The organism is Mesorhizobium sp. M7D.F.Ca.US.004.03.1.1, from assembly GCF_003998635.1.
Classification (GTDB): domain Bacteria; phylum Pseudomonadota; class Alphaproteobacteria; order Rhizobiales; family Rhizobiaceae; genus Mesorhizobium; species Mesorhizobium loti.
Genome location: NZ_RZQG01000063.1, coordinates 1 through 13,907, shown reverse-complemented (window position 1 = coordinate 13,907; position 13,907 = coordinate 1). Strand labels below are relative to the sequence as shown.

Genomic DNA, 13,907 nt, shown 5'->3' with positions numbered 1-13,907 from the left:
CTTCAACGTCGCCTTGTCGGAGCCGTTCTTGAACGGCTTGCCGTTGGCCCTGACGACGCCGAGCGCCTGCCATTGCGACAGCGTCTTGGAACCGCCGGGAAGCTTGCCGGCAGGCAAGGCGACCTCATAGCCCCAGGTCTTGCCGGCCTGCCAGCCATTCTTCTTCAACAGGTTGGCGGAGGTCGCCAACGCATCGGGGATCGAATTCCAGATGTCGCGCTTGCCGTTGCCGTCCATGTCGACGGCATAATGCAGATAGCTGGTCGGGATGAACTGGGTGTGGCCCATGGCGCCGGCCCAGGATCCGCTCAGATGGCTTTCGTCGATATCGCCGGTCTGCAGGATCTTCAGCGCGGCGATCAGCTGGGTGCGGGCGAATTTCGCGCGCTTCGGATCGGCATAGGCCAAGGTCGCCAGCGAGCGCACGACATTGCGCATGATGTCGTCGCGCTTGAGGATCTCGCCATAGTTCGATTCCATCGACCAGATGGCCAGCAGGATGTAGCGGTCGACGCCGAACCTGGCCTCGATCCGGTCCAGCCACGGCTTCCATTTCCTGGCCATCTGCTGGCCGACGGAGACCGACTGGTCATGGACGCGGTTGTCGAAATAGTCCCAGGCAGGGGCCGTGAATTCAGGCTGCGTGCGCGCCTTTTCCAGCACCACCGGGTCAATATCCCTGATGTCCTTGAAGGCCTGGTCGTAGAGGGCGCCGGAAACACCGCTCTGCACGGCGGTGGCGCGGAAGCCGGCGACCCATTGCCGGAAACCGGCATCGGCGAAAGCGGGGCCAGGCATCAGCAGAGCGAGCGAGAGGCTGGCTGCCGCTACAATGCTGGTAAAACGTTTTGCGGCATTGCGAACGGACATCTTTTCCTCCTTCTCTGTCTCAGGAAAGACCATTCATCGCCGAACCAGGTTAGGAATTAGTTTACCATAGGTGCCACCGGGAACGAAAAGACGCCTCGAAGCTTTACCGGTGAACGTTCCCCTCAGTCGCCCAATAGTCCTCAATTCCGGCGTGAAAATGTCTTGATACGGGGATTGCGGAGCTGGCCATCAAACGGATAATTGACAGCATGAAGAGAGTTCGCAAGGCAGTCTTCCCGGTCGCCGGTCTCGGCACACGGTTTCTCCCGGCCACCAAGGCCGTCCCCAAGGAAATGCTGACCGTCGTCGACCGGCCAGTGATCCAGTATGTCGTGGATGAAGCGCGCGAGGCCGGCATCGAGCATTTCATCTTCGTCACCGGCCGCAACAAGGCCGTCATCGAGGATCATTTCGACATCCAGTTCGAGCTCTACGACACGCTGGCCCAGCGCGGCAAGGACGACCAGCTCGCTCGCCTGCAACGGCTGCAGCCGGCGCCGGGGCAGACCAGCTTCACACGCCAGCAGGTGCCGATGGGGCTCGGCCATGCCGTCTGGTGCGCCCGCGAGCTCGTCGGCGACGAGCCCTTCGCGCTTTTGCTGCCCGACATGATCATGCAGTCGGAGAAGAGCTGCATGAAGGCAATGGTCGAGCTCTACGAAGAGACCGGCAACAACATCATCGCCGTGCAGGAATGCGATCCCGCCGAAGCCCACAAATATGGCATCGTCGGCCGCGGCGAGGACACGCATCACGGCTTCCGCATCACCGAGATGGTGGAAAAGCCGAAGACCGGCACCGCGCCATCCAATCTCTACATCAACGGCCGCTACATCCTGCAGCCCGAGATCTTCAAGATCCTCGAAGGCCAGGAGAAAGGCGCCGGCAACGAGATCCAGCTCACCGACGCCATGCTGAAGCTGGAGAAGCAGCAGCCCTTCTATGGCTACCATTATCAGGGCCGCACCTTCGATTGCGGGTCGCCGGAAGGCTTTGTCGAGGCCAATGTCGCCTTCGCGCTGTGGCGCAGTGACATGAACGAGAACATGGCCAGCGTGATCCGCACGCTTCTCGATGAGATAAAACCATCGGCGCGGCGCGGCGCGGCCTAAGGCAGGCACGCTGGAGACACGGCCTGACATGTCTGCTTGGCTAGATTCCTACCTCTGGACTTTCACGCCCAGGAAGATGCTGTTGGCGGTGTAGTCGCGACCCGGCAAATTGCTGGTCAGCTTTTCGGTCCTCACCCTTGTGGTCAGGCCGGCATAGCGGTTCAGCCACCATGTCAGTCCGGCCTCGGCGCTCAAGGTCAGGTCGTGGCCGTCGATGCCAATATAGTCACGCCAGTCGAGGCCCAACGCAGCATTGCCGGTGAGGTTGGCACGAATCTGGCGTTCGCCCGTCAGGCGGCCGGAATAGAGGATGTCGCCGCTTTCGTTAGCGGTGGTCGTGGGCTCGACTGTGGTCTTGCCGGTCAGGCCGATCGTCGTGCCGCGCTCCGGCGACCATTTGAGGTCGGCATTGACGGTCGCACCCGAAATCGCCTCCAGGTTTTTGTCGTCGATCGCTTCCCTGAGCCAGCCAGCCGAGAATTCACCCGATAGCTTCTCACCCATGTCGAGCGCAAGACCGGCGCGGGCGCCGAGCCGCGTCGACGAGCGCTCGAAGCCTTCGTTGTCGATGCGTTGGTCATAGGCCCGGCGGCCGACCTCGATTTCGGTGAAGGGGGTTATGGCGGGGGAGATCTCGTAGCCGGTCCGCAAGGTCGCGGTGTAGAGCGTGGAGTCTTGATCCTTCTGCGACAGCGAGGTGCCGTTTGAAAGCTTGGCGTCGCCATAGAAGTCGTGCGAGACCGCGCCGGTCAACGTGTACTGCATCTTGCCGACGTGTTTTTCGACGGCCAGGCTGCCGTCGACGGTCTGCCGCAGCGGCTGCTTGCTGACACCTGCAATGGCGTCCGGCGCCGACGCCGATTCCGGCACCGCCTCGTAGCCGAGCTTGGCGATGGCGCGCAATTCATTATCGAGGTCGACATTGAGCTGGCCTTCGATGCGCCCTTGCTCGTTGTGAACCGGGTAACCGGAGACGGTCTCGCGAAACAGGCCATAGCCGTCGATCGTGGCGGAGTTCTCGCGCCAGTCGGAGGCGGCGGAAAAACGCAGCGCCGTCTCGGACAACAGTGCCGACTTGCCGGCACTGCTCGAATCGCCGTTCGACGTGGCGGTCAGGCCCTGTTCGATCGTCGGCCGGATGACGAAGGAGCCCCATTTGACGCCGGTGGCGGCGAACGGATCATCCTCCGGCTTCTTTTTCTGGCCTTCGATGGCGTCCGTGCGCTCTGCACCTGGGTCGAGCTTCTGCTTGTCGGCGCTGTCGATGGTGAGGGCGCGGCGGTTGGCCGTCTCCTGATCGGTATCTGCACCATCGGTGGCGTCCGTCGTGGAGGCGGTCGTTGAAGCAGTGGTGTCGGTGTCTGCCGCCGTCGGCTTCTTCTTCTTTTTCGACTTGTCCGCAGCCTTGTCCTTGGCCTGGTCAGCCGCGTTCTGCCCGGCGGTCGATGAGCGGCGGCGAGGCTTGGGCGGTGCCGGAGTGTCGGCGGAGGTGTCGTCGGTGGCTGCCGGCGGGTCGAAAACGCTGCCGGCGGCAGTTGCGTCACCGGTGTCCGTGTCGTCAGGCACGGCGCCGGCGCTGGCCGGCAGATAGGTACGGGCCGGCGCATTGTCTTGCGCCGCATTGGTCGGCGCCTGACCTTGCGCTGCCAAAGCGAGTTGTCTCGCCTTGCGCTGCTGGTCGGACAGGATCGCCGATTCCGAAACTTCGCCGCGCAGTTCCGTTTCCTGCGCATGGAGCGCCGTTGGGCGCAGCAGGGCAGACATGCTGGTCGCCAGCAGCAAGGCGCAGACCGCCTTGCCCTTTCGTCCACTCGATTTTTCTGGCTGGACCCCGGACATCGCCACCACTGCTTGCGCGGCGCACGCGCGCCATACTTACCGAACCGTAAATGGGGATGGTTAACGGAGGGTTGAGGCGGGGCTCGTCAGCCGCTTGAAGCGCTGATTTCCAAAGGGATTCATGCCGCGCGCGTTAAGCTTTTGTTTTCACGCCTGTCGTTGTCGCAAACCACCGCACACGTTCGGACGACATGCCTGAGGCCATTTCTGTTGGACAGCGCGCCGGCAAAGCGCTAATCGCATCAGCCATGCATGCGGGATCCCTGGATAAGAAGCCTTTGGACAGGCAAGCCTCTATCGCTTCGGCGCTGAGGACGGTGGCAACCGAACAGGCGGGGGTCGCGGCCCTTGCCGACGCCCTCGAGAATGGATTGGCCGGGCCTTTTGCCCAGGCCGTCGACATGATCTCGAGGATTGAAGGGCGGCTCATCGTCACCGGTGTCGGCAAAAGCGGCCATATCGGATCGAAGATCGCGGCGACACTGGCCTCGACCGGCACTCCAGCCTTCTTTGTCCATCCCGCGGAAGCCAATCACGGCGATCTCGGCATGATCGCCAGGGACGACGCCATCATCGCCATGTCGTGGTCGGGCGAGAGCAAGGAACTGATGGGCATCGTTGCCTATTCCAGGCGCTTCTCCATTCCGTTGATCGCCATAACCGCCGGAGAGACATCGGCGCTGGCGCGGGCCGCCGACGTCGTGCTGCTGCTGCCGCGCACGCCGGAGGCCTGCCCGCACGGCCTGGCGCCGACGACATCGACGTTGCTGCAACTGGTGATGGGCGACGCACTGGCGATTGCCCTGCTCGAAGCCCGCGGTTTCACGCCGGATCATTTCCGCACCTTCCATCCGGGCGGCCAGCTCGGCGCCAACCTGACGCAGATCCGCGAGATCATGCATGTCGGCGACAGGCTGCCGCTGGTGGTTACGGGCACCGGCATGCAGGACGCGATCCTGGAACTGTCGCGCAAGGGATTTGGCTGCGTGGCGATCACCGACGCCGACGGTGCGCTGGTCGGCATCATCACCGATGGTGACATCCGCCGTCACATCGGCAGCAATCTGCTGGCGATGACGGTGGATCAGGTGATGACAAGAGGACCGAAGACGGCGACGCCGGACACGCTGGTGGCAACGGCCCTGCAGACGATCAACAATTCAGCCATCACCAGTCTGATGGTGGTGGAGGGCCGGAAACCAGTCGGCCTCATCCATCTGCATGATCTCTTGCGTATCGGCGCCGCCTAAGGTGGGCTGATATTAGGCTGATGCCGGCCTGACCTGAATCTCACACATCCTCAACGGCGTACGCTCAGACCGCCTCAACGGTCAGTTCCAGATCCGTGTCGGCCGCACCCGTCACGCGCACCTGCGTGCCGGCCGGCAGGTCCGGGCCGGAGACACGCCACAGCGTGTCGCCCAGCTTGATGCGGCCACGGCCGTCCCGGATCGGTTCGGCAAGTGTCGCCATGCGGCCGACCATCTGCGCGCCGCGCCGGTTGAGCAGCGGCTGGTCGGTTGGGTCGTTGCGACTGCCGACCAGTTTCTTGCCGACATAGGCCGAGACCAGCGATAGCGCCAGGAAGGCGAGGACCTGAACCTGCCAGGTCCAGAAGCCGGCGTCCCAGATCAGCAGCGACACCGCGCCGATGATCAGGGCGGCGATGCCGATCCACAGCATGAAGATACCCGGCGCGATGATTTCCATCACCAGCAGGACGAAGCCGAGAACCATCCAGTTCCACGGTCCGAGTTCGGAAATGATGCGGTCGATCATGGCTTATGATCTCAGTTCTCGCTCGGGCGCACGACCGGCGGGCGTGCGACCTGCCTCTGCGAGCCGGTGGTGCCTTCGCTGCGGAAGACTTCCTTGGCGATCTCGCCAATGCCGCCGAGCGAGCCGATCAGCGACGATGCCTCGAAGGGCATCAGCACGATCTTGCTGTTGGTGGCCGTGCCGATCCTGCCAAGCGCTTCGGTGTATTTCAGCGCCACGAAGTAGTTCAGCGCCTGCACGTCGCCCTTGGATATTGCTTCCGACACCACCTGGGTGGCGCGGGCTTCCGCCTCAGCCGAACGTTCGCGCGCCTCGGCGTCGCGGAAGGCGGCTTCCTTGCGGCCCTCGGCCTCGAGGATCTGCGACTGCTTGAGGCCTTCGGCGGCGAGGATCTGCGCGCGCTTGTTGCGTTCTGCCGTCATCTGCCGGCCCATCGATTCGATGAGGTTGGCCGGTGGGTTGATGTCCTTGATCTCGACGCGGGTGATCTTGATGCCCCACGGATGCGCCGCCTCATCGACGACACGCAGCAGGCGCTCGTTGATGGCGTCGCGGTTCGACAACAGCTCGTCGAGGTCCATCGAACCCATGACGGTACGGATGTTGGTCATCGTCAGGTTGAGGATGGCGTTCTGCAGGCCGGCGACCTGGTAGGCAGCCTGCGCCGCGTTGAGGATCTGGAAAAAGGCGATACCGTCGACACCGACAATGGCGTTGTCGCGGGTGATGATTTCCTGGCTCGGAACGTCGAGCACCTGCTCCATCATGTTCATCTTGGCGCCGATGCGGTCGACGAACGGGAAAATGAAATTGAGGCCTGGGCTCAGTGTCTTGGTGTAACGGCCAAAGCGCTCCACCGTATAGTTGTAGCCTTGCGGGATTGTCCTGATGCCTTTGATCAGAAGCACCAATACCAGAAGGGCAAGTGCACCAACCGCAATATCGAAACCACTGAAATCCATTTGGCTCTCCCTCAGACGAAGGCCGCACAAGCCATTCTCGCGCGGCCGACTTCACCAAAGACTTAAGTGTGTTTCAGATGCGTTACAATCAGGTGATGATGGATTGTTTGTGGTTTTGCACTCAGCGGTTGAAGGCAAACAGCCTTGCATCCGTGTCGTCTCGCCCGTCGATCGAGGCCGAGACAATCTCGGAAGCGATCTGCGAGAAGGTGATTCCGTTGCCGCCATAGCCCATCACCGCATGGATGCGCGGGTGGCGGGGAATGGCGCCGATATAGGGCAGCCCGGTGGTCGTGGTGCCGAACGAACCGGTCCAGGCGAATTCAGGCCAGGTGTCGAGATGCGGAAATAGCTGGCCGAGCTTCTCGGCGATGCGCGCGCTCTTGTCGCCGATCAGCGCGTCGCGCTGCGCCTCGTCGACAAAATCCTCGTCCTCGCCGCCGCAGACGACCCTGCCGTCGGCTGTCGCGCGCATATAGAGATAGGGGTCCGACGCCTCCCAAATGAAGGCCGCCTGTGGCCAGATATTTCGCGATTGCGGGCGTGTCGCAATCGCCCATGTCGAGATGATCCGGTGGGCCGCGGCCGGCACGATGTCGACCAACTCGTAGCCGGTGGCCAGAACAACGTGTTGCGCGGTTATGGTCGGTCCATCCCTGGTCGCGACGACAACCTCGTCGGCGCTGTCCTCGATCGCTGTGGCTTCGAGGGGGGCGTAGAAGCGTGCCTTGCGGTCCAGGGTCTTGAGCAATAGCCCGGCCGTCAGCTTGCGTGGGTCGAGTGCGATGTTGCCATGGCTGAGAATGCCGCCGTCGCGGTCGATGCCGAATGTCTCCGCCAGCGGCGCTGGTGTGAGATAGGTCGCGCCGATGCCGGCTAGCCGACGCGCCTCGACCTCGTCGCGCAGTTCCGACGGACCGAGCATCGTGCCGGCCAGATAGAGCGACGGCGTGCGGCTCGGGCCACATTTTATGCCGAGTTCGGCAATGCGGGCGGCGAGGTTGGAGACGGCGAGCCGCGAGCGCCGCCAGGCCTGTTCTGCCGCGACTTTGCCGATCATCTTCGAGAGCGTCGAAAGCGGCTGGTCGATTTCGAATTGCACCAGCGCGGTGGTGGCCGACGTGGATCCTTCCAGCGGGCCGCGGCGGTCGATGCAGATCACCGCATGGCCGTTCGCCGTCAGCGCCTCGGCCATCATGGCGCCGCTGATGCCCATGCCGATGATGAGCACATCCGTCTTGACGTCCCACGTCAGATTGTCCGTCGGCACCGCGGGCGCGCGATAGGCGGACCAGACGGGCCGGCCAGTTCTGAGGTCGAGTTTGCGTGGCATCGAATTCTCCGGAGGGCGCGCCTCAACGCCCCGGAGCGGGCGTTGTTCCGGTTCAGAGCGGCTCACCGCCTCACGGAAGCGGCGAGCCGCTCTGACTCTTGTTTGAAGCAATTCCGGACGGAAAACCGTTTCACACTTTTCCTGGAATTACTCTAGACCCAGCCGGACAGTTCGCGCCGCACCATCGCCTCGATCACCGCCATGCCCTCGGCGCTGTCGTTGAGGCAAGGGATGTGGGCGAAGTTCTTGCCGCCGGCATGATGGAAGGTTTCGGCCGCCTCGCGGCCGATCTCGTCCAGCGTCTCGATGCAGTCTACGGAAAAACCGGGATTAACGATGGCGATCGATTTCACGCCGTCCTGCGCGAGTTTCTCGACCGTCTTGTCGGTATAGGGCTGCAGCCATTCCTGCGCGCCGAAGCGCGACTGGAAGGTGATGATTAGTTTCTTGTCATCCCAGCCGAGCCGTTCGCGCAACAGCCGCGTCGTCTTCTGGCAGTGGCAATGATAGGGATCGCCCTTCTCGAAATAGGGCTTTGGAATGCCGTGATAGGAGGTGATGACAACCTCTGGCTCGAAATCCAGTGTCGTCAGATGTTGTTCGATCGAACGCGCCAGCGCTTCGATGTAGACCGGTTCGTCATAGTAGGGCGGCACGCTGCGGATCGCCGGCGCTCGGCGCATCTTCATCAAGGCGCGAAAAAGCTGATCGTTGGCGGTGGCGGTGGTGGTCGCCGAATATTGCGGATAGAGCGGGAACGAAAGAATGCGGTCGCAACCCTGTTCGACCAGTTTCTTGGTCACGCTCTCGGTCGAAGGATTGCCATAGCGCATCGCCCAGTCGACGACGACATCGGGCAGGTCGCGCAGGGCTTCGGCCAGCTTCTCGCCCTGGGCGCGGGTGTAGGTACGCAAAGGCGACTCGTTCTTCTCTCGGTTCCAGATCCGGGCATAATTGGCGCCCGACTTCTTGGGCCGTGTGGTGAGCACTAGGCCGTAGAGGATCGGATACCAGATCGCCCTGTTGAGCTCGATGACGCGTGGATCGGACAGGAATTCACGCAGATAGCGCCACATCGGCTTGAAGTCGGTACCATCCGGCGTGCCGAGGTTGACCAGCATGACGCCGATCTTGCCCGCCTTGACCGGCGGATGTCCTGCCGGCAGAGGGCCGAGCGCCTTTGCGGTTTTGGCATCGACAGGGGTGGAAAGCGTCATAAGGGTTCTCCGGGAGACGCGAACCTAAACTTCTTGCGCGCGCTTTCAATGCAGCGTCTGGCCGCACCTTAGCTCGAAAACAGGAAACCCGCCCGGTTTCCCGGGCGGGTGTCATTCTTGAAAAGGTGAAGCGACCTTACTTCGCCGGGATGGTCAGCGTGGCGCCAAGCTTAAGCTGGTGGGGCCTTTGACGCTTGTTGGCCTCATAGATTAGTTTCCACTTCGTCGCGTCCCCATAAGCCTTCTTGGCCAGATCCCAATAGGTATCGCCGGCAACGATGACATGGCTGGCTTCGGCTGGGGCGGCCTCCGCAGGCTTTGCCGGTTCTGCAGGTGCGGGCGCCGGAGCCGGGGCTGCTTCGGCTGGTTTTGCAGGTTCAGCCGGTGCCGGTGCGGCCGGCGGGGCTGGCGCTGTCTCTGTCGATATGGCCGGCGGTGTGTTGGCGATATCACCCGAGTTGGCAGGCAGTTCAGGCATTGCCGGCGCCGCATCGGCTGGCTTGGCGGCTTCAGCGGGTGCGGGCGCCGGGGTCGCCGGAGCGGCTTCCGCCGGCTTGGCCGGTTCGGCCGCGGGCGCCGCCGCGACGGTCGCTGCGATTTCAGTGATGCGGCCGTCGAGCTTCGGCGCGTAGGGCCGGTGGGCGCCGAGATAGTCGGCAACCACCTGTTCGAGGCCCGGACCGTAGTCGTAGGCATTCTTGGCCTTGTCGGCGAAGACCTTGTAGCCGTCGCCGCCCTGGCGGACATAATTGTTGGTGGCGACCAGATAGTCCTTGTCCGGGTTGAGCGGCGTCCAGGCGCCGCCTTCCATGACCTCCACCGACTTGACGCGGCCGGCATTGGGCGCGACGGATTTGTCGAAGGAATATTTCAGGCCGGCGACCTGCGGGAAACGTCCGGCGCCGTCCTCGATCTGGCTGAGGCCATTCTCGAGGCCGGCCACCAGGTCCTTGCCGGAAATCTGGAAGGTTGCCAGCGTGTTCTGGAACGGCAGCACGGTCAGCACCTCGCCCATGGTCACGGTGCCCTTGTCGATCGAGGCGCGCAGGCCGCCGCCATTGGAGATGACGATCTCGACGCCCTGTCCCTTGACGCGGTCGAGGATGGCGTCGGAGACTAGGTTGCCCATCGCGCATTCGCGGGCGCGGCAGCTCTCGCGGCTGCCGTCGATCACGTCGGAGGTCTCCGCCACTTCCTTGTTCTTCAGCGCCTCGATCGGCGCGCCAAGCTCCTTGATGCGGGCGAGCACGGCCGGGTCGGGCGCGATCGACTTGTCGAGATAGATCGGGTCGCCGCTGGCCGATTTGACGACGCCATTGTCGTCGAACACCACCTTGAACTCGCCGAGATATTTCGAATAGGACGCCGCCTGCACGACCGGCACCTTGTAACCGTCCGGGTTGTCGACCATCGTCGGATAGGGGCCTTCCGCCTTGGGGTCGGTGTTCGACAGCAGCGAATGGCTGTGGCCGCCGACGACGACGTCGATGCCCGGGATCTTGGCAATGACGTCGCGCTCGCGCTTGTAGCCGATATGGGTCACGGCGATGATCTTGTTGACGCCCTCTCCCTTCAGCTTCTCGACCTCGGCGGTGATCGACTTGACGTCGTCCTCGATAGTGACGTTGGGGCCGGGGGAGGCGAGTTCCGGCGTGTCGTTGGTGATCGCGCCGATGATGCCGATCTTCTGGCCGCCGACCTCGACGACAACAGACGGCTTGACGCGGTCGCCGAGCTTGGATTGCGCGTTGGCCTTCACATTGGCGCCCAGCACGGGGAACTTGATCATGTCGAGGAACGGCGCCAAGGCCACTTCGCCATCGTCGAATTCATGGTTGCCGAGCGCCATGGCGTCGAACTTCATCTCGTTGAGGAATTCGCCTTCGACCTTGCCCTTGTAGGTCGTGTAGAACAGCGATCCCTGGAAATTGTCTCCGGCGCTGAGCAGCAGCACGTTCTGGCCTTCCAGCTTCTTGCGCTCCTGGGCGATCGCGGTGATCAGCCGGCCCGCGCCGCCGATGCATTCGCCCTTGGTCTCCTCATCAGCCGAGCAGGTCGATTCATATTTGTTGTTGCCTTCGATGCGGCTGTGCCAGTCGTTGATGTGCAGGATGTTCAGCGTGTAGTCGGCAAAGGATGCGCCGGCCGACAGGCCGAGCGCTGAGGCGGACAGGGCGGCAATGGCAGCAAGCTTCTTCATCTTCGTCTCCCGGAAAGCTGATCAGAGGCCTTTAACGCTCTTGCTTGACTGGAACATAACAGTCGGCGCTTTGGCCATGTTCCCATCGCGTTCCGGATGACGCAAGCGGAAATCCGGGAACCTTTGCCGGCATAAAAAAGGACGACGGCCAATCGGCCGCCGTCCTTGGGGGAGCGAATGCTCGCTGGTTCAGGCGCGCCGTGTCAACACGAAATTCTGGCCGCTGGAGCTGGTGCAGTTGAGCTGGCTTGTCGAAACCATCAGGCAGTTGAAGCTGACCGCGGTCTGGCGGATCAGCGACGTGCCGTTGATCTGCACCGACGTGGCGCCGGTCATCGTGTAGCTGCCATCGGCAAGCTTCTGACCGGTGTCGGTGGCGACGGTCGTGAAGGTGCCGCTGGCGAAGGTCGACAGGCCGGTTCCCTTGGCGTCGATCCAGGAGCCCTCGACGCCTTTCGGCGCCGCTGCCATCGGCGGCTCATTGGGGCCACTGGTCGTACAAGCAGCAAGCCCGGCCAAGGCTGCCGCCGCTACGCTCATCGAAAGAACTTTGCGCGCAATGTTGTTCATATGAAAATCCTCTCCTCAGTCCGCATCCCTTCAATCGCCCGATTTCCGGGCGATTGCAAGGCAATGGAGTATCCCGGGCAGGCCGCTATCGAACGAGGATGTTGCGGAACTGCCACGGGTCGTTGCGGTCGAGGTCTTCCGGGAACAGGCCAGGGCGGTTATCGAGCGGCGTCCAGTCGGTGTAGTAGCCCTTGACCGGTCCGAGATACTGGGACTGCACTTCCAGGCAGCGCCTGTAATCCATCTCGTCGGCCTCGACGATACCGGCCTCGGGATTCTCCAGCGCCCAGACCATGCCCGAGAGCACCGCCGAGGTGACCTGCATGCCGGTGGCGTTCTGGTAGGGCGCCAGCTTGCGCGCCTCGGCGAGCGACAGCTGCGAGCCGTACCAGTAGGCATTCTTGTCATGGCCGTAGAGCAGCACGCCGAGTTCGTCGACGCCGTCGACCAGCTCGTTCTCGTCGAGCACGTGGTGCTCCGGCTGAGGCTTGCCGGCGGCGCCGAACATCTCGTCCAGCGACAGCAGCGCGTCGTTGCAGGGATGATAGGCATAGTGGCAGGTCGGGCGGTAGTGCACCTTGCCCTTCTTGGAGCGTACGGTAAAGAAATCGGCGATCGAGATCGCCTCGTTGTGCGTCACCAGGAAGCCGTACTGGGCGCCGGGCGTCGGGCACCATGAGCGCACGCGCGTGTTGGCGCCGGGCTGCTCCAGATAGATGGCGGCCTTCGAGCCGTGCTTGTGCTTCTTGGCGTTCTTCGGCATCCACGTCTCATGCGTGCCCCAGCCGAGCTCGGCGGGCTGCAGACCCTCGGAGATGAAGCCCTCGACCGACCAGGTGTTCCAGAACACGTCCATCGGCTTCGGCTTCTTGGCGCGCTGGGTGTCGCGCTCGGCGATGTGGATGCCCTTGACGCCGGCCTTCTTCATCAGCTTGGCCCAGCCCTCGCGGTCGTCCTGCGCGGGCTCTGAAAACTCGAGGCCAAGGTCGGTGGCGAGATTGACCAGCGCCTGCTTGACGAACCACGAGACCATGCCGGGGTTGGCGCCGCAGGTGGAGACCGCCGTCGCGCCGCCGGGCTTGTCGTGCTTTTCCTTGAGCAGCGACTCGCGCAGTGCATAGTTGGTGCGGCTGGCGTTGTCGGCCTTGGCGTCGAAATAGAAGCCGAGCCATGGCTCGACGACGGTGTCGATGTAGAGCACGCCGAGCTTGCGGCAGAGCCGCATCAGGTCCACCGAGCCGGTATCGACCGACAGGTTGATGCAAAAGCCCTGGCCGCCGCCATTGGTCAGAAGCGGCGTCAAGAGCTTCTTGTAGTTCTTCTCGGTCACCGCTTCCTGGACGAAGGCGATGCCGCGCTCGTCGAGCAGCTTGCGGTCGGTGTCGCGCGGGTCGATGACCGTCATGCGCGACTTGTCGAACTTGAAATGGCGCTCGATCAGCGGCAGCGTTCCCCGGCCGATCGAGCCGAAGCCGATCATCACGACAGGGCCGGTGATTTCACCGTAAACGGGCCAGTTTTCATTCGCCATTTTATCGAGCACTCCTTCAAAACCCAGGAAACTGGGAAAACACGCGCAAAACCGGGGATTTTTGCCCGGCGGCCATGCGCTACATCACAGATCATTGTCATAAACCAGCGAAAAGCGCCAACCAGCGGTCAGCCGTCATTGGCCATGTGGTTAAGGACCGACATCAGCCGGTCGCGGTCCGCGGTCAGCCCCTTGTAGTCGAGCTGGGCGAGATCGAGCGCTTCGAGTTGGGCGGCGAAAGACACCGCCAGCGTTGCCCGATCCGGGTGCCGGGCGAGCACGGCGAGAGGGTCGAGATGGATGCGGATGGTGAACAGGATATCGCGTGCAACAGGCAGTTTGCGCAGGGTTTGCCGCTCGACGCGGATGAAGGCATGGGCGTCGATGTCGCCATCGGGAAAGCGCGACGGCCGGTTGGTGGCGCGGTCGATGCGCTGCAGGTCGGAGAGCGGATGGTAGAGCGCGTTGTCAGTCTGGATCGACCAGTTGTAGCG

At 63.0% G+C, this 13,907-nt stretch carries 12 protein-coding genes; 2 read left to right on the top strand and 10 right to left on the bottom strand.

All coding sequences use genetic code 11. The features are described from left to right. Nucleotides 1-870: lytic murein transglycosylase (locus EN935_RS06565; protein ID WP_164771030.1), on the bottom strand; the 870-nt coding region annotated here is incomplete at its 3' end. Nucleotides 871-1,079: 209 nt separating this feature from the next. Between EN935_RS06565 and galU the strand changes: the two genes are divergently transcribed. Further along, on the top strand, nucleotides 1,080-1,982 hold the full coding sequence (gene galU, locus EN935_RS06560) for a UTP--glucose-1-phosphate uridylyltransferase GalU (RefSeq protein ID WP_109659274.1): 903 nt from the start codon (nucleotides 1,080-1,082) through the stop codon (nucleotides 1,980-1,982). Between the two features lie 48 nt (nucleotides 1,983-2,030). Here the strand turns inward: galU and EN935_RS06555 are convergent, their stop codons facing one another. After that, nucleotides 2,031-3,821 (bottom strand): outer membrane beta-barrel protein, encoded by a 1,791-nt coding sequence (locus EN935_RS06555; protein WP_164757565.1) that lies wholly within the window; start codon nucleotides 3,819-3,821, stop codon nucleotides 2,031-2,033. 248 nt (nucleotides 3,822-4,069) lie between these two features. Between EN935_RS06555 and EN935_RS06550 the strand changes: the two genes are divergently transcribed. Further along, nucleotides 4,070-5,071 (top strand): KpsF/GutQ family sugar-phosphate isomerase, encoded by a 1,002-nt coding sequence (locus EN935_RS06550; protein WP_127262752.1) that lies wholly within the window; start codon nucleotides 4,070-4,072, stop codon nucleotides 5,069-5,071. Nucleotides 5,072-5,135: 64 nt separating this feature from the next. Here EN935_RS06550 and EN935_RS06545 read toward each other — a convergent pair whose 3' ends face one another. The 8 genes from EN935_RS06545 to EN935_RS06510 all read right to left on the bottom strand — a co-directional run. After that, nucleotides 5,136-5,600: an NfeD family protein gene (locus EN935_RS06545; protein ID WP_109659278.1), complete on the bottom strand. Its 465-nt coding sequence runs from the start codon at nucleotides 5,598-5,600 to the stop codon at nucleotides 5,136-5,138. An 11-nt stretch (nucleotides 5,601-5,611) separates the two neighbouring features. Beyond that, nucleotides 5,612-6,562, bottom strand: coding sequence for an SPFH domain-containing protein (locus tag EN935_RS06540; protein WP_109659280.1), 951 nt, complete (start codon nucleotides 6,560-6,562; stop codon nucleotides 5,612-5,614). A gap of 121 nt (nucleotides 6,563-6,683) precedes the next feature. Beyond that, nucleotides 6,684-7,895, bottom strand: coding sequence for an FAD-binding oxidoreductase (locus tag EN935_RS06535; RefSeq protein WP_109659282.1), 1,212 nt, complete (start codon nucleotides 7,893-7,895; stop codon nucleotides 6,684-6,686). Nucleotides 7,896-8,047: 152 nt separating this feature from the next. Further along, entirely contained in the window at nucleotides 8,048-9,112 is a 1,065-nt protein-coding gene (gene hemH, locus EN935_RS06530) for a ferrochelatase (protein WP_109659284.1), read from the bottom strand. Between the two features lie 136 nt (nucleotides 9,113-9,248). Next, entirely contained in the window at nucleotides 9,249-11,312 is a 2,064-nt protein-coding gene (locus EN935_RS06525) for a bifunctional UDP-sugar hydrolase/5'-nucleotidase (RefSeq protein ID WP_127373217.1), read from the bottom strand. Nucleotides 11,313-11,501: 189 nt separating this feature from the next. Then, the gene (locus EN935_RS06520) at nucleotides 11,502-11,882 is read right to left on the bottom strand and encodes a hypothetical protein (protein ID WP_109659288.1); all 381 of its coding nucleotides are present in this window, start codon (nucleotides 11,880-11,882) and stop codon (nucleotides 11,502-11,504) included. 85 nt (nucleotides 11,883-11,967) lie between these two features. Further along, complete coding sequence (locus EN935_RS06515; RefSeq protein ID WP_109659290.1) at nucleotides 11,968-13,413, bottom strand: homospermidine synthase; 1,446 nt, start codon at nucleotides 13,411-13,413, stop codon at nucleotides 11,968-11,970. A gap of 128 nt (nucleotides 13,414-13,541) precedes the next feature. Further along, on the bottom strand, nucleotides 13,542-13,907 hold a 366-nt coding region (locus EN935_RS06510; protein ID WP_127373216.1), incomplete at its 5' end, for a heme-dependent oxidative N-demethylase subunit alpha family protein.

Coding starts and splice junctions, on each gene's coding strand:
- galU (WP_109659274.1), top strand. CDS start 1,080: ATGAAGAGAGTTCGCAAGGCAGTCTTCCCGGTCGCCGGTCTCGGCACA.
- EN935_RS06555 (WP_164757565.1), bottom strand. CDS start 3,821: ATGTCCGGGGTCCAGCCAGAAAAATCGAGTGGACGAAAGGGCAAGGCG.
- EN935_RS06550 (WP_127262752.1), top strand. CDS start 4,070: ATGCATGCGGGATCCCTGGATAAGAAGCCTTTGGACAGGCAAGCCTCT.
- EN935_RS06545 (WP_109659278.1), bottom strand. CDS start 5,600: ATGATCGACCGCATCATTTCCGAACTCGGACCGTGGAACTGGATGGTT.
- EN935_RS06540 (WP_109659280.1), bottom strand. CDS start 6,562: ATGGATTTCAGTGGTTTCGATATTGCGGTTGGTGCACTTGCCCTTCTG.
- EN935_RS06535 (WP_109659282.1), bottom strand. CDS start 7,895: ATGCCACGCAAACTCGACCTCAGAACTGGCCGGCCCGTCTGGTCCGCC.
- hemH (WP_109659284.1), bottom strand. CDS start 9,112: ATGACGCTTTCCACCCCTGTCGATGCCAAAACCGCAAAGGCGCTCGGC.
- EN935_RS06525 (WP_127373217.1), bottom strand. CDS start 11,312: ATGAAGAAGCTTGCTGCCATTGCCGCCCTGTCCGCCTCAGCGCTCGGC.
- EN935_RS06520 (WP_109659288.1), bottom strand. CDS start 11,882: ATGAACAACATTGCGCGCAAAGTTCTTTCGATGAGCGTAGCGGCGGCA.
- EN935_RS06515 (WP_109659290.1), bottom strand. CDS start 13,413: ATGGCGAATGAAAACTGGCCCGTTTACGGTGAAATCACCGGCCCTGTC.